Origin of the sequence: Pseudomonas sp. NPDC089734 (assembly GCF_044748865.1) — a bacterium.
Taxonomy (GTDB): domain Bacteria; phylum Pseudomonadota; class Gammaproteobacteria; order Pseudomonadales; family Pseudomonadaceae; genus Aquipseudomonas.
This window is the reverse complement of the sequence record NZ_JBIVGV010000011.1, coordinates 62,583-81,239: the sequence shown is the minus strand read 5'-3', so window position 1 is coordinate 81,239 and position 18,657 is coordinate 62,583. Positions and strand designations below refer to the sequence as shown.

Annotated in this window: 21 protein-coding genes and 2 pseudogenes; 11 read left to right on the top strand and 12 right to left on the bottom strand. The window is 60.4% G+C overall.

The annotated features are described in order from the left end of the window. Positions 1 to 134: 134 nt before the first annotated feature. The 5 genes and pseudogenes from ACIPY9_RS15400 to flgA form a co-directional block, all read right to left on the bottom strand. Positions 135 to 728: pseudogene (locus ACIPY9_RS15400) on the bottom strand (methyl-accepting chemotaxis protein); the annotation flags it as partial. Between the two features lie 261 nt (positions 729 to 989). Then, positions 990 to 2,057, bottom strand: a pseudogene (locus tag ACIPY9_RS15395) (methyl-accepting chemotaxis protein); the annotation flags it as partial. Positions 2,058 to 2,298: 241 nt separating this feature from the next. Next, positions 2,299 to 2,727: a flagella synthesis protein FlgN gene (locus ACIPY9_RS15390; protein WP_400702761.1), complete on the bottom strand. Its 429-nt coding sequence runs from the start codon at positions 2,725 to 2,727 to the stop codon at positions 2,299 to 2,301. Positions 2,728 to 2,778: 51 nt separating this feature from the next. Beyond that, entirely contained in the window at positions 2,779 to 3,075 is a 297-nt protein-coding gene (locus ACIPY9_RS15385) for a flagellar biosynthesis anti-sigma factor FlgM (RefSeq protein ID WP_400702758.1), read from the bottom strand. Between the two features lie 87 nt (positions 3,076 to 3,162). Continuing rightward, positions 3,163 to 3,783, bottom strand: a complete 621-nt coding sequence (flgA, locus tag ACIPY9_RS15380; protein WP_400702755.1) for a flagellar basal body P-ring formation chaperone FlgA — start codon at positions 3,781 to 3,783, stop codon at positions 3,163 to 3,165. 252 nt (positions 3,784 to 4,035) lie between these two features. Here flgA and flgB point away from each other — a divergent pair, with 252 nt between their 5' ends. The 11 genes from flgB to flgL all read left to right on the top strand — a co-directional run bounded on the left by flgB (position 4,036) and on the right by flgL (position 14,228). After that, positions 4,036 to 4,452, top strand: a complete 417-nt coding sequence (flgB, locus tag ACIPY9_RS15375) for a flagellar basal body rod protein FlgB (RefSeq protein WP_400702752.1) — start codon at positions 4,036 to 4,038, stop codon at positions 4,450 to 4,452. 15 nt (positions 4,453 to 4,467) lie between these two features. Beyond that, complete coding sequence (gene flgC, locus ACIPY9_RS15370; RefSeq protein WP_400702749.1) at positions 4,468 to 4,875, top strand: flagellar basal body rod protein FlgC; 408 nt, start codon at positions 4,468 to 4,470, stop codon at positions 4,873 to 4,875. 3 nt (positions 4,876 to 4,878) lie between these two features. Beyond that, the gene (gene flgD / locus ACIPY9_RS15365) at positions 4,879 to 5,556 is read left to right on the top strand and encodes a flagellar hook assembly protein FlgD (protein ID WP_400702746.1); all 678 of its coding nucleotides are present in this window, start codon (positions 4,879 to 4,881) and stop codon (positions 5,554 to 5,556) included. An 82-nt stretch (positions 5,557 to 5,638) separates the two neighbouring features. Next, positions 5,639 to 6,787, top strand: coding sequence for a flagellar hook protein FlgE (flgE, locus tag ACIPY9_RS15360; RefSeq protein WP_400702743.1), 1,149 nt, complete (start codon positions 5,639 to 5,641; stop codon positions 6,785 to 6,787). Positions 6,788 to 6,790: 3 nt separating this feature from the next. Then, entirely contained in the window at positions 6,791 to 7,546 is a 756-nt protein-coding gene (locus ACIPY9_RS15355; protein ID WP_400702740.1) for a flagellar basal body rod protein FlgF, read from the top strand. Positions 7,547 to 7,577: 31 nt separating this feature from the next. Continuing rightward, on the top strand, positions 7,578 to 8,360 hold the full coding sequence (gene flgG / locus ACIPY9_RS15350) for a flagellar basal-body rod protein FlgG (protein ID WP_400702737.1): 783 nt from the start codon (positions 7,578 to 7,580) through the stop codon (positions 8,358 to 8,360). Between the two features lie 23 nt (positions 8,361 to 8,383). After that, complete coding sequence (locus ACIPY9_RS15345; RefSeq protein ID WP_400702734.1) at positions 8,384 to 9,064, top strand: flagellar basal body L-ring protein FlgH; 681 nt, start codon at positions 8,384 to 8,386, stop codon at positions 9,062 to 9,064. 53 nt (positions 9,065 to 9,117) lie between these two features. Beyond that, complete coding sequence (locus ACIPY9_RS15340; RefSeq protein ID WP_400703009.1) at positions 9,118 to 10,230, top strand: flagellar basal body P-ring protein FlgI; 1,113 nt, start codon at positions 9,118 to 9,120, stop codon at positions 10,228 to 10,230. Then, positions 10,230 to 11,201 carry a flagellar assembly peptidoglycan hydrolase FlgJ gene (gene flgJ, locus ACIPY9_RS15335; protein ID WP_400702731.1) on the top strand — a complete coding sequence of 324 codons (972 nt, stop codon included), beginning with the start codon at positions 10,230 to 10,232 and terminating at the stop codon, positions 11,199 to 11,201. The genes ACIPY9_RS15340 and flgJ overlap by 1 nt, the downstream gene beginning before the upstream one ends. Before the next feature lie 193 nt (positions 11,202 to 11,394). Continuing rightward, positions 11,395 to 13,005 carry a flagellar hook-associated protein FlgK gene (flgK, locus tag ACIPY9_RS15330; RefSeq protein ID WP_400702728.1) on the top strand — a complete coding sequence of 537 codons (1,611 nt, stop codon included), beginning with the start codon at positions 11,395 to 11,397 and terminating at the stop codon, positions 13,003 to 13,005. Positions 13,006 to 13,031: 26 nt separating this feature from the next. Next, positions 13,032 to 14,228 (top strand): flagellar hook-associated protein FlgL, encoded by a 1,197-nt coding sequence (gene flgL, locus ACIPY9_RS15325; protein ID WP_400702725.1) that lies wholly within the window; start codon positions 13,032 to 13,034, stop codon positions 14,226 to 14,228. A gap of 70 nt (positions 14,229 to 14,298) precedes the next feature. Here flgL and fliR read toward each other — a convergent pair whose 3' ends face one another. Genes fliR through fliL form a run of 7 tightly spaced genes read right to left on the bottom strand, consistent with a single transcriptional unit; the run spans position 14,299 to position 18,575 of the window. Then, positions 14,299 to 15,087 (bottom strand): flagellar biosynthetic protein FliR, encoded by a 789-nt coding sequence (gene fliR / locus ACIPY9_RS15320; protein ID WP_400702722.1) that lies wholly within the window; start codon positions 15,085 to 15,087, stop codon positions 14,299 to 14,301. A gap of 5 nt (positions 15,088 to 15,092) precedes the next feature. Continuing rightward, the gene (gene fliQ / locus ACIPY9_RS15315) at positions 15,093 to 15,362 is read right to left on the bottom strand and encodes a flagellar biosynthesis protein FliQ (RefSeq protein WP_400702719.1); all 270 of its coding nucleotides are present in this window, start codon (positions 15,360 to 15,362) and stop codon (positions 15,093 to 15,095) included. Between the two features lie 25 nt (positions 15,363 to 15,387). Further along, positions 15,388 to 16,086: a flagellar type III secretion system pore protein FliP gene (gene fliP / locus ACIPY9_RS15310; protein ID WP_400703006.1), complete on the bottom strand. Its 699-nt coding sequence runs from the start codon at positions 16,084 to 16,086 to the stop codon at positions 15,388 to 15,390. Positions 16,087 to 16,145: 59 nt separating this feature from the next. Then, on the bottom strand, positions 16,146 to 16,568 hold the full coding sequence (gene fliO, locus ACIPY9_RS15305) for a flagellar biosynthetic protein FliO (RefSeq protein ID WP_400702716.1): 423 nt from the start codon (positions 16,566 to 16,568) through the stop codon (positions 16,146 to 16,148). Further along, entirely contained in the window at positions 16,565 to 17,047 is a 483-nt protein-coding gene (fliN, locus tag ACIPY9_RS15300; RefSeq protein ID WP_400702713.1) for a flagellar motor switch protein FliN, read from the bottom strand. The genes fliO and fliN overlap by 4 nt, the downstream gene beginning before the upstream one ends. Continuing rightward, complete coding sequence (gene fliM, locus ACIPY9_RS15295; protein WP_400702710.1) at positions 17,040 to 18,098, bottom strand: flagellar motor switch protein FliM; 1,059 nt, start codon at positions 18,096 to 18,098, stop codon at positions 17,040 to 17,042. The genes fliN and fliM overlap by 8 nt, the downstream gene beginning before the upstream one ends. Before the next feature lie 3 nt (positions 18,099 to 18,101). After that, positions 18,102 to 18,575: a flagellar basal body-associated protein FliL gene (gene fliL, locus ACIPY9_RS15290; RefSeq protein ID WP_400702707.1), complete on the bottom strand. Its 474-nt coding sequence runs from the start codon at positions 18,573 to 18,575 to the stop codon at positions 18,102 to 18,104. Positions 18,576 to 18,657 lie beyond the last annotated feature (82 nt).

The following is an 18,657-nucleotide window of genomic DNA, read 5'->3' as shown; positions in this document are numbered from 1 at the left end:
CATATGCCCTGAAATGTGTGGGACCGGATTCATCCGGGAAGACGGTGTGTCAGGCAATGCGTTTGTTGAGCCTTCGCGAATGAATTCGCTCCTACATGATTCTGTGTAGGAGCGGATTCATCCGCGAAAAGGATCTACACCCGGAAGTGGCTCACCATCATCTGCAACTGGTTGCCCAGACGCGCCAGCTCAACGCTGGAGGCCGCGGTTTCCTCACTGGCCGCAGCCGTTTGTTCGGAAACATCACGCACGTTCAGGATGCTGCGGCTGATCTCGTCGGCAACCGAGCTTTGCTGCTCGGCGGCAGCGGCGATCTGCTGGTTCATGGCCTGGATGTTGGAAACGGTCCGCGTGATGCTCTCCAGAGAAGAACCGGCCTTGCGTGTCAGGGTGACACTGCTGTCGGTCAGGCTACGGCTGCTGAGCATCATGTCGGAGACCTGACGGGTGCCGCTTTGCAGCCCCGCCACAAGGCCTTCGATTTCTTCGGTCGATTGCTGGGTACGCTGTGCCAGACCGCGCACTTCATCGGCAACCACCGCAAATCCGCGCCCGGCCTCGCCGGCACGGGCCGCTTCGATCGCCGCATTGAGGGCCAGCAGGTTGGTCTGCTCGGCCACGGCCTTGATCACGTCCATGACCTTGCCGATCTTGCTGCTTTCTTCCTCAAGTACCGTCATGGCATCGCTGGAACGCATGACTTCAGTGGCCAGTCGTTCGATCTGGTGAATGGCTTCACCCACCACCTTGTCGCCGTCGCGTGCCTCCTGGTCGGCGGCGGAAGCTGCAACCGAAGCCTGTTCGGCATTGCGCGCCACTTCATGCACAGTGGCTGACATTTCATGCATGGCCGTCGCGACCTGATCGGTCTCGACTTTCTGGCTGTTGACCCCGGCGCTGGTCTGTTCGGTCACGGCCGACAGTTCTTCAGCGGCGCTGGCAATCTGCGTCACGCCATCGCGAATGCCGGTAATCAGCTCACGCAAGGTCGTGCCCATGCGCTGGATGCCTTGTTGCACCACGCCCAGTTCGTCCCGACGGGTCACCACCATCGTGTGGCTCAAGTCACCCGAAGCAATGCGGTTCACGACCTCCAGGGTTTCCTGCAACGGACGTGTGATCTGGCGGGTAATGACGATGGCCGCTACAACACCGAACAGCAGCACCAACAGGGTGCCGATAATCTGCAACTGACGCGCCTGGGCCGTATCTTCAGTGGCCAGGCGTTGCTGAATGCTGTAAAGCTCGGTACCGATCTTGAAGATCTCTTCACCCAGTACCGTCATCTCCTTGCGGGTGGCATTGATGGCGCTGTCGGCCGTCCGGAAGGCCTCTACCGACACCTGATAGTTGCGCAAGGCCGTTTCCAGTTGAGCCACCTTGTCGCCCTGCACCGCACCGAATGCAGACCTGAGCCGGTCGACACCCTTGATGGCCGTTTCCAGTTGTTTAAATGCAGCCTGCTCGCTCTTGTCGGTAGGGTTACCGGTATAACCGCGCACTTCATAACGCACTAACTGGACGTCCATGCGGGCATTGGCGATGAGCTGAAGTTGATCCGAACGGGCAGGATCGTAAGGGTCCATTTTGATGACCGAGTCATTGATCGTGTTGATCGACTCGGTCGCACGGGCCGCATTCACACCCATTTCAGCCCGCACCTTGACGCTGTTCCGATACGCCTCGCGCATCTGGTTCAACAACTTTTCGTAGGTGTTGAGGTGGTCGCCAAGGCGTTTCAGAAGTTGCACGTTGGCCGGATTGGTAAAGTTGGAAAGTACGGCCTGCTGCGTTTTCTTGAAGGTTTCCAGGTGATTCTGGACGTTCTGCGCGGCGTTATCGTCGCCGTCGGTGAGCATGTATTGCAGCCGGGCAACACGCAGCACGGTCAACTTGTTACTCAATTCAGTGATGTCACCGATTCTGTCGGTGCGGGAGATCAACTTGTCGAGACCGTTCCAGCCGACAAGGGCCAGTAACGCGGTAAAAACCAAAACGATGCCAAACCCCAGGGCCAGCTTCATGTTGACGCTGATATTCGCAAAACTGCTGTTCATAAAAACTCCGTTATGTTCCTGAGTGCGCCATGCATAAGCTGAGGATCTTGTTTTTTTAAACAGCAGATTTGCGCGAACTGGGTATCGGCCCGTCCTCCTTGAAACTTGATCAAAAAGTCAGGAAGCCGGGTAAAAAAATCGTTGTAACGCAGGCACGGCAAGATACGCTGCCAGATCTGGCGGCGCAGTTTCCGGGGTATGACACCCCGCCCTTGAATGTGTCAGCCGCTGCGGAGGCGGCTCAACTGTCGCGTTGCGCCCGGCCGTCCGGGCCATACAGCTTGCTGCCGATGACCGAGTTGAGAAAGCTCACGATGCGCTGGTTATAACTCATGCGCAGGCTGAGGGTGCCACCATTGGTGGTATTGAGGCTTCTGGCCCGCTGGGCCAATGCCTGCAACTGTTTCCAGGCCGCGACACAATCGGCGTCCTGAGCAGCCTTGAGCGCTCCCTTGCGACCCGAGCCGTACCCAAGCTTCAACTGCGCACCGGCGCGAATCGCCTCCAGTTGCTCCAGCTTGAGCAGCGCGGCCTGTTTGCACGCCGTCAGTTCGCTCAGCTTTTCACCTTCGATCCGGGCCTGAGCCAGTGCACGTCGCTCCAGCTCCAACAGCTCGACGAGATGAGTAACCGTCTGCGTTTGCAACTCCAGGTGTCTCGCCAGGCTCATAGGTATCCAAAGCTCATAGGTTTCAGTATCGATCTCGGTAACGCGTGTCGCTCAGGCCGGATCGCTACTGCCGAGCATTTCCCGAACACTCGACACCAGACCGTCGTAGATCGACTCCGAACTGATCTGCATCGTGCCACTGTCGATGGCCTGGCGCAGTTGCGCCACCTTTTCCATGTTCACGTCAGACTCGCTTGAAACATCCGCCAGAGAGCTGATGTTCAATGCATCCATGTCCGCATCAGACGTCTCCAGCGTCTGGAGTTCGGCTCGCTGAGAACTGGTACCGGCCAATTTACTGTCGGTCGGCGCAAGAGAATTGATCGGGTTAGCGCTTATGATTTTCACGTTAGAGGCTTCATTGGCTGTTGTAAGGTCACTATCGGCAATCGAAAGGGCAAACTTTGACCGGTGATCGGGTTTCGTCGAAAAAATTTAAAAACGCAGCAACAACTCGTTCTGGCCAATCACCTGCGCATTCAGCGTCTTGCCATCACTGCTCAAGACCCTGACGCTGCTGCCCAGACTGCCATTGTCCAGCGCCTTGCCTTCACGGCTGATCCTGAAACCGGCACCTTGTGCCTTGAGGACCACCCGCTGATTGCGCTCCACCAGCCAACGCTCCCGGAAGTTGTTCTGCGCCAGAGGGCTGCCACGCCCGAACGTCCGGGTGGCCTGCCGCCCGATGACCTGCTCGGGCTTGAGCACGGCCCCCTTGGCCAGCCCCTCCAGCGGGCCACGCTTGATGGCCAGCATGTTGGCCTGGACCACATCGCCCGAGGCAATCCGCTGGCTGGCAACCACATACTCTCCCGTAGCGGACACATTGACCTGCAGATACCCCGCCACGCCGTCCTCGCCTTCGCAACGCACCTCGACCGCTACCCGGCCATAGGTGTTCTGCTCAGGGTGAACCAGCGACGGCAGAGGGCTTTCGCACGTCTGAATCCGTGTGGTGGGTTGGCCGATGTCGATCGACTGCACCTGAGTGCGTGGCGGCAAGCGCTGCGCAATCACACTGCGCACCCTGTCCTGCAACACGTCAGGCTGGGCCATGACCGGACCGGCCTGAAGCAGGCAAAACAAGAAAAAGGCATGGCTGGCCATGCGCGCGCGAGATGTACAAGACCCAGATAACGCTCTCATCGAGCCAATCCTCCGAGGTAGCAAGCGAAGAATTCTAGGCTCCTCTGCGACGAGGCAAGTCTTGAATTGGTCGTCAAATAGCGGCCTGTTTCGGCCTTTGCATCGACGGCCTTGGGACTAATCTGCGAGCCGTTCAATTATTTGATGCACAGGTCCGCAGACATGATCGACAAGCTCGACAACGAGCTGCGTTTTCAGCAGGACGCAATGAGTTTGCGGGCTGAGCGCCAGCAGGTATTGGCCAATAACATCGCCAACGCCGACACGCCCAACTACCGGGCGCGCGATTTCGACTTCTCCGCCGAACTGAGCAGCGCGCTGCATAACGGGCGCGCTCATGACCGTGGCATGTCGCTCTCGACCACCTCGGATCGCCATCTGCATTCAGAGTCCTCCAGCAGCTTCTCGACGCGCTCGCTGATGTACCGCGTCCCGGACCAGCCCAGCCTGGATGGCAACACCGTGGACATGGACCGCGAGCGCGCGCAGTTCAGCGACAACTCCGTCAAGTACCAGGCCAGCCTTACGTTTTTGAGCAGCAAGTTGCAGTCGCTCAAGACCGCCATGCAGTCCGAATAACGCAGGGAAAACACCATGTCGATGTTCAGCATTTTCGATATCGCAGGCTCGGCGCTCAGTGCGCAGTCCCAGCGCATGAACGTAACGGCCAGCAACCTGGCCAACGCCGACACCACCAACGGCCCGGATGGCGATGCCTATCGCGCCCGCCAGGTGGTCTTCGAGTCGAAATACCAGACCGGCAGCAAGATTGGCGGGGTGCGGGTCAGCCAGGTGATCGAGGACGGCTCGCCCATGCGCCAGGAGTTTCGGCCTGGCGATCCGCTGGCCGACGAGGATGGCTACGTGACCATGCCCAACGTCGAGCCGGTGAGCGAAATGGTCAACATGATCTCTGCTTCGCGCTCTTACCAGGCCAACGTCGAAGTCATGTCCACCAGCAAGGAATTGATGCTGAAAACTCTGACTTTAGGCGAGGCATAAACAATGGCTACCACGATTTCCAGCTCGGTCCTCTCGACCATGAACAGTAGCAGCAGCACCTCCGAGAGCAGCGCCACTGCTTCGGAAGAGCTGCAGGACCAGTTCCTGACCCTGCTGACCACCCAGTTGCAGAACCAGGACCCGACCGATCCGATGGACAACAGCGAGATGGTCACGCAACTGGCGCAGATCAGCACCATCAGCAGCATCGAGAACCTGAGCACCACCGTCGAAAGCATTTCCAGCCAGATCAGTGCCAGCGAAACCCTGCAAGCCTCGGCGCTGGTGGGCAACGGCGTTCTGATTGACGGCAACACCATCAAGGTCTCCAGCGGCGAAGCCACCACCTTCGGCGTCACTCTGGCCAGCGATGCCGATGAGGTCACCATCACGATCAGCGACAGCGACGGCAACGTGGTGCGCACCATTGATGAGGGCGACATGAGCGCCGGCACCCAGGCCCTGTACTGGGATGGCTTGCAGGACGATGGCACCACCGCCGCCGATGGCGCCTACACCTTCACCGTCACCGCCACGGCCGACGACACCGCCGTGACCACCACCGCACTGAATTACGCCTTGGTGACCGGTGTGACGACCGACAGCAGCAACGCCGTTGCGCTCGACCTGGGCGGCGTCAACGAAAACGTCGCCTTGAGCGATATCAGCCTGGTGCTTTGATTGCCGGGCATTTCACCACTCACACAACCCTTCGCAGTTGCCAGGACTGCTCAGTCATCGTTCGCATTCTAGGAGAAACACCATGGCTTTTTCCCAAGCGCTTAGTGGTCTGGCGGCTGCTTCGACCGACCTCAACGTCGTCAGTAACAACATTTCCAACTCCCAGACCGTGGGCTTCAAAAGCTCCACGACCCAGTTCGCCGACGTGTATTCGGGTGCCGATGTCGGTCTGGGTACCACCGTTTCGGGCGTGGTGCAGAACTTCAGTGACGGCAGCCTGACCACCACCGACAACGAACTGGACCTGGCAATCAACGGCGATGGCTTCTTCACCTTCACCGACGGAACACAGACGGTCTACTCGCGTAACGGTCAGCTGACTCTGACCGCCGACGGCTATCTGGAAAACGCGGCAGGCGACCAACTGCTGGGCGTCAACGGCGTCATCCAGATCCCGACCACAGGCATGCCCGCCAGCGCCACCACCGAGCTGGACGCCGAACTGAACCTGGACTCCAGCGAAGACATCATCACCGACACCTTCGACCAGACCGATTCGTCGACTTACTCCTACTCCACCACGGCAACCATCTACGACTCGCTGGGCAACAGCCACACCAGCACGCTGTATTTCACCAAGACCGCCGAGAACACCTGGGAAGTCCACACCGCCGTCGATGGCACCCTGCTGAGCGAAACCCAGACCGTGGAGTTCAGCTCCAGCGGCCTGATCACCAGCGGTGAAACCGGCACTTACACCTATGACCCGGATAATGGCGCCGCGGAAATGACCATTGAGCTGGACCTGACCGGTACCACTCAATTCGGTAACGACTCCTCAGTCACCGACATTTCTCAGGATGGCTACACCTCCGGCAGCCTGGTGAGCTTCAGCATCGACGAAACCGGAACCGTCATTGCCACTTACTCCAACGATCAGACGCAGAACATCGATCAGATCCAGCTGGCGACCTTCAGCAATGAAAACGGCCTGCAAGCCAACGGCGACAACACCTGGCTGGCCACTACCGCCTCCGGACAGGCCTTGCTGGGCGTGGCCGGCAGCGGCTCGCTGGGTTCGATCCTGAGCGGCACCACCGAAGACTCCAACGTCGACCTGACCACCGAACTGGTGAACCTGATCATTGCCCAGCGCAACTTCCAGGCCAACGCCAAGTCGGTCACCGCACAAAGCGAAGTGCTCCAGCAAGCCGTGAATATCGGGTCGTAATACATGGATCGCATGCTCTTCACGGCCATGAGCGGGGCCAATCAGGCCCTCGAACAGCAGGCCGTCGTCGCCAACAACCTGGCCAACATCGTGACGCCCGGCTTTCGGGCGCAACTGGTCGAAATGCAATCCTCGCCCGTGGCGGGTGAAGGCTTGCCGACGCGGGTTTCGGTCGCGGCCCAGGGGTTCGGTGTTGACTGGACCCAGGGCCCGATCGTCCACACCGACCGCGCCCTGGATGTCGCACTTGGCGAGAACGGCATGCTGGCCGTGCAGACCGCCGATGGCGGCGAAGCCTATACACGGCGCGGCGACCTGCAGGTCGATGGCACCGGTGCCATGACGGTCGGAGGTCGTCCGGTCATCGGAGACGGGGGTCCTGTCGTCGTGCCGCTGGGCAGTGAAGTCACCCTCGGCAGCGACGGCACGATCAGCGTGCGTGAAGTCGGCATGGAGCCCAGAGGCCTGAGCCCGGTCGGGCGCCTGAAGCTGGTGTCGGCCTTGCCCGGCACGCTTCAGGCCGGCACCGACGGGCTGTTTCGCACCGCGCCGGGTGCCAACGGCGTCAGCCAGCCGCTGCCCGCCGACGAAACCATGCGCGTGGCCCCCGGTTCGCTGGAGGGCAGCAACGTCAGCCCGACCAGCGCCATGGTGGCCATGATCGATAACTCACGTCGCTATGAAATGCAGATGAAAGCCATCAGCAGTGCCGACGAAAACGCCAAGAGCGCCAACAACCTGCTTTCCCTGCAGGGCTGACCTCACGGTTGGATGAATAAGGAACCGATCGATGATCAGATCACTGTGGACGGCCAAGACTGGCCTGGAAGCCCAGCAGGCGCAGATGGACGTCATTGCCAACAACCTGGCCAACGTCAGCACCAACGGCTTCAAGCGCTCACGCGCCGTATTCGAGGATCTGCTGTACCAGAACGAACGCCAGCCGGGTGCCCAAAGCAGCACCGACACTCGACTGCCCTCCGGCCTGCTGGTGGGTACGGGCGTGCGCGAAGTCGCCACCGAGCGCCTGCACACCCAGGGCAACCTGGAAGAAACCAGCAACTCCAAGGACCTGGCCATCAACGGCCTGGGCTTTTTTCAGGTGGACATGCCCGACGGCACCACGGGCTACACCCGTGACGGCAGTTTCCAGCTCAACGCCAATGGCGAGATGGTCACCTCCAACGGCTACACGCTGTCGGCAGGCATCACCATTCCGACCAATGCCACGGCCATCACGATCAGCACCGACGGCATCGTTTCGGTCACTCAATCGGGTTCGTCCACGTCGACTCAGGTCGGCCAGTTGAACCTGGCGTTGTTCATCAACCCGGCCGGCCTGCAAAGCATCGGGCAGAACCTCTATCAGGAGACCGACGCCTCGGGTGCGCCGACCGAAACCACACCCGGCCTCAACGGTGGCGGTTCGCTGTCCCAGGGGTATGTCGAAACCTCCAACGTCAACGTGGTGGAGGAAATGGTCGGCATGATCCAGACCCAGCGCGCTTATGAAATCAACAGTAAGGCCGTCGAGAGCTCGGACGAGATGCTACAGCGTCTGACTCAGCTCTAACCGCCATGTCCGAGACACACACAATGGCACATGAACGCCGACTGGCATGGCCTCTATGGGCAGTCCTGACAGGCATGCTGGCAACGACAGGCTGTGATCAGTTGCCACACAAGCCTGTCGTGCCCGATGAAGAAATGCAGATGCAGACACTGCCCAACCGTCTGGCCAATGGCTCGATCTATCAGGGCAACCGTGGCTCGCAACCGCTGTTCGAGGATCGCCGCCCGCGGATGGTGGGCGATACGCTGACCATCGAGCTGGAAGAACAGGTCAGCGCCAGCAAGACCTCGTCGTCCAATGCCAACCGCACCGGCTCCATCGGCCTGAGCCTGGCGACCACCTCCAGCCGGGCGTCACAGGTCGGGGACTTCGGGCTGGACGCTTCGACCACCAATGATTTCAGCGGCGGCGGAGGCTCCCAGGCCAACAACTCCTTCACCGGCACCATCTCCGTGACCGTCATGCAGGTCATGCCCAACGGGCACTTGCGCGTGCGCGGCGACAAGCAGATCGCAATCAATCAGGGCACGGAATTCATACGTTTCTCCGGTGTGGTCAACCCTCGGACCATTACCGGGGAAAACACCGTGTCATCGACCCAGGTTTCACAGGCCCGGATCGAGTACGTCGGTGATGGCTACATCAACGAAGCACAGCGCATGGGCTGGCTCCATCGCATTCTCCTCAACATTTCTCCTTTTTGAGTACGAGAACCATGGCTGACGCTGTATTCACCCCCTCGCTGTCACGCGCAGCCATGTCCGGATCACGAGTGCTGCGGGCACTCCTGTGCGCCGGCACCCTCCTGCTGGGCGGTCTGGCACAAGCCGAGCAGATTCGAGACATCGCAGACTTTGCCGGGGTACGCCCCAACAGCCTGGTGGGTTACGGCCTGGTCGTCGGCCTCGATGGCAGTGGCGACCAGACCACCCAAAGCCCGTTCACCGAACAAAGCCTGACCAACATGCTGTCGCAGCTGGGCGTCACCCTGCCCGCCGACGCCAACATGCAGATGCGCAACATCGCGGCAGTGATCGTCACCACCAACCTGCCTGCGTTCGCTCATCCGGGTCAGCAGATCGACGTCGTGGTGTCCTCCATCGGTAACGCCAAGAGCCTGCGCGGCGGAACCCTGCTGATGACCCCCATGAAAGGCGCCGATGGCGAGGTCTACGCCCTGGCCCAGGGTAACCTGATGGTCGGCGGAGCCGGGGCGGCGGCCAACGGCAGCAGTGTGCAGGTCAACCAGTTGGCCGGCGGACGCATCAGCGGCGGTGCCATCGTCGAGCGCTCGGTGCCACTGAACCTGAGCAACGACAGCGGCCTGCTCAACCTTTATATGCACGACCCGGACTTCGCCACCGCCCAGCGCGTGGTCTATGCCATCAACTCCGAATTCCGCAGCACCGTGGCCTCGGCCGTGGATGGCGGCAGAATCCAGATCCAGGGGCCGCTGTCGCTCAATGAGCGAGTCAACTTCATGGCCCGGGTCGAGAGCGTCGAAGTCCTGCCGATCCCGATGCGCCCCAAGGTGATCCTCGATTCGCGTACCGGCTCCATCGTCCTCAACAGCTCGGTGAAACTGCACCGCGCCGCCGTGGCTCACGGCAATCTCTCGGTGATCATCGACACCACCAACACCGTCAGCCAGCCGGGCGCATTCAGTGGCGGTCAGACGGCGGTAGTGCCCAAGAGCAACATTTCCATCGAAGCTCAAGGCGGCTCGTTGCATGTGCTTGAAGGCACGGCGGACTTGATGGATGTGGTCAAGGGCCTGAATGCGCTGGGTGCGACACCCCAGGACCTGATGGCCATCCTGCAAGCCCTCAAGGCCGCCGGATCGCTGCGGGCCGAGCTGGAGATCATCTGATGAACATGGCGGACAGCACGGCCGGCTTTGCCCTGGATGTACAGGGGCTGGACCAGCTCAAACGGCGCTCCCACGAAGACGCCGGGGCCGGTCTGAAGGAAGCCAGCAAGCAGTTCGAAGCCCTGTTCCTGCAGATGATGCTCAAGAGCATGCGGGCCGCGATTCCGAAGTCCGAGATGTCCAGCAACTCGCAGACCGAGTTCTACACCGAGATGTTCGACCAGCAGATCGCCCAGAGTCTGGCGGGCAAAGGGATCGGCCTGGCCGAACAACTGACCCGGCAACTGGGTGGATCAACGGTCGGGCACCACGCGCCAGCCTTCCAGGACGGCATTGATGAGGCCGCCGCCCGGTTCCTGGACCTGCCGCCCTCCAGCACGGACAACCCGGAGTCGCCTTTCGCGGTTTCCGCTTACCAGACCCAGGCTTTCGAGTCCTGGAAACGGCGGGAAGTCAGCGACGGCAGCAATGAACGCCCCGAGCATGTTCAGGCCTTCATCGCCCGCTTGAGCGAACCGGCGCAGAAAGCTGCCCGCAGCAGCGGCGTGCCTGCCGAGCTGATCCTCGCCCAGGCTGCGCTGGAAACCGACTGGGGCCGCCGCCAGATCACCACCGCCAACGGAGCCGACAGCCACAACCTGTTCGGCATCAAGGCCGGTGGCCAATGGCAAGGCGCGACGACTCAGGTCATGACCACGGAATTCGAGGCGGGCGAGGCACAAAAGCAGGTGGAAAGCTTCCGCGTCTACGCGAACTATGACGCAGCGTTCAGCGATTACGCCCGCCTGATCCGCACCCGCCCGAGCTATGCCGCCGCCCGCAATGCCGCCGACGCCCCCCAGGCCGCCATCGCGCTGCAACAGGGCGGTTATGCCACCGATCCTCACTATGCGCGGAAACTGATTTCGGTCATGGCCACCATCGGCCCGCTCAGGTCCGTACCGCCCATGGCGCAACTGAACGCTGACTGACTGTGGACCGGATTTATCCGGGAAGACGTGAAGATGCAGTGAATGCACGGGCCTCTTCCCGGATAAATCCGGTCCTACATATCACCCGTAGGAGCGAATTCATTCGCGAACAACCCACATTTTTTGCTTCAACCATCAAAGTTGCACTTTCGCGGAGCCGATAGTGGGTCATATGTAGCTTAGGAGCTTTTCAATGAGCATTATTTCCATTGGTGTCAGCGGTCTGACTGCCGCACAGATTGCCCTCAGTACCAGCAGCAACAACACGACCAACGCTTACACCGATGGCTACACCCTGCAAGTCGCGACCTTTTCCGAGTCCAGCTCGGGCAGCGGTGTGGAAGTCTCCAGCGTCGATCGTCAATACAACCAGTTCGTCACCACCCAGCTCAACAGTTCGATCAGCGCCGAAAGCGCCCTGTCGACCTATCAGACTGAAATCGACCAGATCGACAGCCTGCTGGCCGATGGCGATGCCAGCCTCGATACCCTGATGCAGAGCTTCTTTTCCGCGATCCAGACCCTGACCTCCGACGCCAGCGACACCTCGGCACGGGAAGAAGTGGTCGGTGCTGCCGAAACCCTGGCCTCTCAGTTCACCCAGTTGGGCAGCTATCTGGATGAAATGTCGGACGATGTGAACAACCAGATCGACGATCAGGTCACCCAGATCAATGACATCACCGAGCAGATTGCCGATCTCAACAAGAAGATCAGCCTGTCCAGCGCTCTGGGCAGCACGTCCAATGACCTGCTCGACCAGCGGGACCTGCTGGTCAGCCAGCTCAGTGAACTGGTGGATGTCGATGTCACCACCCAGGACAACGGCAGCTACACCGTCTCCCTGAGCAATGGCCTGGCGCTGGTGTCCGGCAACGAGAGTTTCGACCTGGAAACCAGTGTCTCGGCCAGTGACCCGACCCAGACTGTCATCAGTTACGTCGATGCCGCTGGCAACAGCACTACGCTGGAAGACTCGACCATCAGCGGCGGCTCCCTGGGCGGGCTGCTGGAGTTCCGCAATACCACGCTGACCGATACGCAGAACCAGCTCGGTCTGCTGGCGGTTTCGCTGACACAAGCCTTCAATACGCTTCAGGAGTCGGGTATCGACCTCAATGGCGATACGGGCACGGCGTTTTTCTCGGTCGATGACCCCAGCGCCTACGGCAACACCGGAAACACCGGCGACGCGACCCTGAGCGTGACGTTCAACGACGATGTCAGCGAACTGAGTGCCAGCGACTACACCGTCAGCTACTCCGACACCGATGGTTACACCGTGACGCGCAACGATACCGGTGCCAGCGTGGAGTCCACCTACGACAGCGATACCGGCACCCTGACCTTTGCCGGCATGACCGCGACCATCAGCGGCACCGCCGCCGACGGCGACAGCTTTCTGGTCCTGCCGACCCGCAATGCGGCCAGCAGCTTCAGCACCCTGATCACCGATGGCAGCCTGATTGCCGCCGGTACGTCGACCGGCAGCAGCGATAACACCAACGCCCTGGCGATGCTCGACCTGCAGACCGACACCATCGTGGGCGGCACCTCGACCCTGAGCCAGACTTACTCGGCCCTGGTCAGCGACGTGGGCAGCACCGCCACCAAGATTGCCGGCCAGCTGGAAACCCAGACCAGCCTGACCGAACAGCTGACTACCCTTCAGCAGTCGGAATCCGGGGTCAATCTGGACGAAGAAGCCGCCAACCTCATCGTTTATCAACAGTATTACCAGGCCTGCGCGAAGGTCGTCGAAGTGGGCACCACCATCCTCGACACCATTCTCGACATCGACTGATAACCGCCTGAAAGGAGAGTCACGCCATGCGCCTCAGCAGTGCGACGATTTACAGCCAAAGCTTGAGTTCCATGCTCGCTCAGGAGAGCGCTTATCAGGAAGCCGCTCAGGAAGTGTCCAGCGGCACGAGAGTGGTTACGCCTTCGGACGACTCGCTGGCCGCCGCCCAGGCCGTCAACGTGCGCCAGGCCATTGCCGCCAACGAGCAATATGCCGACTCGCGCAGCGCCATCACCACTTCGCTGTCCCAGGAAGAAAGCACCCTGGACAGCATCAACGATGCCATCAGCAGCGCCATGGCCCTGGTCGTCCAGGCCAACAACGGCACCTTGAGCGATGCCGACCGCGAGTCGATCGCCACGTCGTTGCAAGGCGTCTATGACACCCTCGTGACCCTGGCCAACGCGACCGACAGCAACGGCAACTACCTGTTCTCCGGCTACCAGAGCCAGAGCCCGGCCTTTGTCGAGGATGCCGACGGCAACATGGTCTATCAGGGCGACGACAATGTCGTCACGCAGCAGGTCAGCTCCACGCAGACCATGGCCAGCGGCGACAACGGCGCAACGATCTTTCTGTCGGTCAGCAGCTCGGCAGGCTTCATCGCCGAAGCGGGCGATAACACCGGCAGCGTGACCTTCGACGGCCCCGACATCTCGGACCCTGAAGACGCCAATTACGGCACCGGCTTTACGATCACCTTCAGCACGGCCGACGATGGTACGGCGCAATACAGCATCGATGGCGCCGACCCGGTGGCCTACACCGAAGGTGAAACACTTGAAATCAATGGCCTGACCTTGACTCTGGACGGTACACCTGCCGATGGCGACACCATCACGGTCAGCGCTGCTGCGGATGCCGACCCGGACCTGTTCGCGACCCTGAAGAACCTGATCACGGCCCTGCAAACACCGGTGGAAACCGAGGCCGATCAGGCGGCCCTGAGCAATACCCTGTCCACCGCCAGCCGCGAGCTGAGCAATGCCCAGGACAACGTGCTGACGGTACAGACCTCGGTGGGTTCACGCCTCAATCAGATCGAAGTGCTCGACGCCATCGGCGATGACCTGGCACTGAGCTACACCGAACGCCTGTCCGGTCTGGTGGATGCCGACTACACCGAAGCAGTGACCGAATACACCTCGTTGCAGGTGGCCTTGCAGGCTGCCCAGCAGACCTTCGTCAGCATTCAGAAGATGTCGTTGTTCGAGTACATCTGACGACCCCTTTCGCGAATGAATTCGCTCCTACACAGACCGGTAGGAGCGAATTCATTCGCGAAAAAACAGCTCAGGGACGGGCCATGTTATCGATCAGGTACTGCATGAATTGCAGGGTGCCGGTCATCAACCGGGCGAGGAATTGCCCCATATCTCCCATCACCACCATCAACAGCACCAGCCCGACGAGCAGGGTTGCCGGGAAACCGACCGAAAAGACGGTCAATTGCGGCGAAACGCGGTTCAGAATGCCCATGGCCAGGTTGATGATCAGCAGCGTCCCCACCATGGGCAACGCCAGCAGCAGGCCGGTCAGGAAAATGGTGCTGCCGTAGCGCGCAATCAGGTTCCAGGCATTGGGATCGAACTGTACATGGCCGATCGGTAACGTCTTGAACGTCAGGGCCAGCAGTTCGAGCACCATCAAGTGCCCGTCCAGCGCCAGGAACATCAGGATCGTGATCATGCTCAGGAAGCGCGACAGCACCATGCTGTTGGTATTGGTATCGGCGGAGAAAAACGTGGCAAAGGCCAGCCCCATCTGCATGCCACAGATATCGCCAGCCATTTCCACGACCGCCAGCGTGATCCGCATGACCATGCCCAGCGACATGCCGATCAACACCTGTTCCACAATCACGCCCAGCCCGACCCACGAGAACAGTGGAATATCCGGGGCCGGAGCCAGATTGGGCGCCAACAGAAAGCTCAGGAGCATGGCCAGGCCGACTTTCACCTGGCTTGAGACGTTCTTGTGACCCAGGATCGGGTCGCTCATCAGAAAGGCCAGCACCCGGCAAAACGGCCAGAAAAAGCTGGCCACCCACAGTTGCAACTGGGCCGAGCTGACTTCGATCACTGGCGTCAGCCGATCAGGGTCGGCAGGCTGCTGAACAACGCTCGGGTGTAGTCGACCAGCATTTCCATGATCAACGGGCCGGCCAGAACCAGCACCACACACACGCCGACGATTTTGGGGATGAACGACAGCGTGGATTCGTTGATCTGCGTCGCAGCCTGGAACAGGCTCACCAGCAAGCCGATGAACAGTGTCGCAAGCAATACCGGCCCGGCTACCACCAGGCTCATGCGCATACCCTTGTAAGCCAGATCCATGACCATTTCCGGAGTCATCGGGTGCATCCTCGAAGAAACATCATCAGGTGTAGAAACTCTGCGCCAGCGAACCCAGCAGCAATTGCCAGCCATCGACCAGCACAAACAGCATCAGCTTGAACGGCAGGGAAATCGTGGAAGGCGGCACCATCATCATGCCCAGTGCCATCAGCACACTCGCCACGGCCAGGTCGATGATCAGAAAAGGAATGAAAATCGTGAAACCGGCCTGAAACGCCGTCTTCAGCTCGCTGGTGACAAACGCCGGAAGCAGCACGCGCATGGGCACATCTTCAGGCCCCTGCAAATCCTCGATCTGGGCCAGACGCGCGAACAGGGCCAGGTCGCCCTGACGTGTCTGGGTCAGCATGAACTTGCGGAACGGCTGGCTGGCCTGGTCGAGAAACTGCTCGACCGAGATTTCGTCCTTCGAGAACGGCACCCAGGCCTTCTGATAGGCCTGATCGAGGGTCGGGGACATGACGAAAAAGGTCAGGAACAGTGAAAGCCCCAGCAACACCTGATTCGGCGGTGCCGAGGTTGTGCCGATGGCGGTGCGCAACAACCCTAGAACAATGATGATCCGGGTAAAGCCGGTCATCATCAGCAAGGCTGCCGGCAGAAAGGCCATGGCGCTGAGCAGCAGAAGGGTTTGCAGGCTCAACGACCACTGCTGGCCTCCCGCCTGCCCGGTAAAGGCGGAAAGCCCCTGCCCCAGCGGTTCTGCCTGAACATCGGTCATGAACCCAAGCAGCAGAAAGGCCGCCAGCGCCAGGCCGGAACGAAAGAACGCCGGGCGACTCATGATGGGTTCTCCGGCTTGTCAGGGGTGCGCTGGATATTGCGCTTCAAGGCGCTGGCCAGCCGTTCGGCAAAGGTATTGCCAGCCAGAGGGGCGCTGCCCTCGGCAGGCGCTGGCGGCGCATCCATCTGTGATAACGCGCTGACCTGCTGGGCCGTGACGCCCAGCACCAACCACTTGCCCTGGACTTCGACGATCACCACTTTCTCGCGCTGACCGACACTGGTGCTGCTGACCACCCGCATGATCTGCCCCGGCACCAGCGGGCGCGTTCCGATCCGTCTCAGCAACCAGCCGCAGACAAAGACGCAGGCCACCACCAGTCCCAATGCCAGGGCTGTCTTGCCCAGCAAGGCCAGGCTCATCAGGCTGTCCGACGCGGCCCCGAGAGCCACCGGCGGTGTTTGGCTGACGTCACTCATCGATTGAGTTTTTGCACACGTTCGGACGGCGTAATGATTTCCGTGATCCGGATACCGTACTTGTCATCCACGACCACCACTTCACCCTGAGCGATCAGGTAGCTGTTGATCAGAATGTCCATGGGCTCACCCGCCAGACCGTCGAGGGCCAGTACCGATCCCTGGGCCAGTTCCAGCAACTGCTTGATGGTAATCCGCGTACGGCCCAGCTCGACGCTCAGCTTGACCGGAATATCCATGATCATTTCCAGCTCACGCGGCGCAGCGGTGGGCTGAGGAGTGACCAGCGGCTTGAAGATTTCAGTGCCAACGCTCGGCATCACGTCATTGTCGACCGCAGCAGCCTCGGCTTCGGCCTCGCTCTGTTCGGCCAGGGCCATGGCCCACGGGTCGTCGGCTTCAGGCTCGACGCCCTGCTCGGCCATGGCTTTGGCCCAATCGTCCGCCTCTTGCGGCTCGATATTGTTTGACTCAGTCATGCTCGGATTCCTTGGCAGTGGGCACATGCCCCTTGACGAAACGGCTGGTAGAAGAAGAGGAGGCAGGGCTTAGCGAGTGATCGACCAATTCCTTCACGAGCAACGCACGCATGCCGTTCTGGCTGCCGTACTCACAGGTCATGACAGGCACACCATCGACCCGCGCGCTGATCAGCTCAGGAAGTTCGATGGGCAAGACATCACCGACTTTCAGCGCCATGACCTGCCCCACACGGGCATCCATCTCGACAAAGTCGGCCACCAGATCAACCTGTGAATGGGTAATCTCGCCGGCCATGCGCTTGTTCCAGTGCTTTTCCTCTTCAGGGTTCACATCGGTCAGCGGGCCATTGAGCAACTGACGCATCGGCTCGATCATCAGATAGGGAATGACGATGTTGAAATCGCTGGCCAGGGTGCCGACTTCCAGGTGGAAGGTCGCGTTCACCACGATTTCATTGGGCGAACTGGTGATGTTGGCGAACTTGGCCTGCATCTCCGAACGCAGGTATTCGATTTCCAGCGGGTAGACCGACTTCCACGCATCCTGATAGGCATCCACCGACAGGCCCAGCAGGCGCTTGATGATGCGCTGTTCGGTGTTGGTGAACTCCCGCCCTTCTGACTTGGTCAGGAAACGGCCATCACCACCGAACAGGTTGTCCACCACCATGAACACCACGCTGGGCGGAAACACCACCAGCGCCGTGCCGCGCAACGGCTTCATCGCCAGCAGGTTGATGTTGGTCGGCATCGGCATGTGACGGGAGAAGTCGCTGTAACTCTGATAGCGCACGCTTTCGACCGTGATGTCGATGCTGCGGCGTATCAGGTTGAACAGGCTCATGCGGAAATAGCGCGCAAAGCGTTCGTTGATGATATCCAGAGCGTGCAGACGCTCCTGGATCACCCGATGCTGGGTCGCGGGGTCGTACGGGCGGACGCGCGCATCATCGATCTTGTCGGCACTGCCGCGGCCAGCCGGGGCATCGCTGCCCCCTCGGAGCAGCATGTCGATTTCGTCTTGCGAGAGTAAGTCGTCTGTGGCCATGGGTTACTGCACGATAAAGTCGGTGTACAAGACATTGAGCACCGAGAGTTCAGGCTGCTGCGCCGCCAGGGACTGTTTGAATGTTTCCAGGATGCTTGCGGCCAGAGCCTCTTTGCCCTTGGCACTCACCAGTTGCGTGGTGTCCTGCCCGCCCATGAGCGTCAGCAGCCGACTGCGCAACTGCGGCATGTATTGCTGCAGGAACTTCTGGGTCGTTTCGTTTCCGACTTCCAGCGCAAACCCCACATACAGCAGGCTTTGCTCATTGCGTTCGTTCTGAATGTTGACGGTCATCGGGGCAATCGTGACCAGCAGCGGGGCCTGAACAGGCTTGGCAGCGGCTTCTGCCTTGCTCGGCTCGTCAGCATGGGCCTGGTTCTTGTTCATGAAGAAGTACATGCCGCCGGCACTGGCTGCCGCGGCTGACAGCACCAACAAAATGATCAGGAGCCAGGAAGTTTTGCGGGTGGTGGGCATTTGCGAGAACCATGAAAGGAAGAACGGTTGGGCAGGGTTGAAGTATGACCACCGCCCCGGTCTCGCCATGGGTCGATAAGAC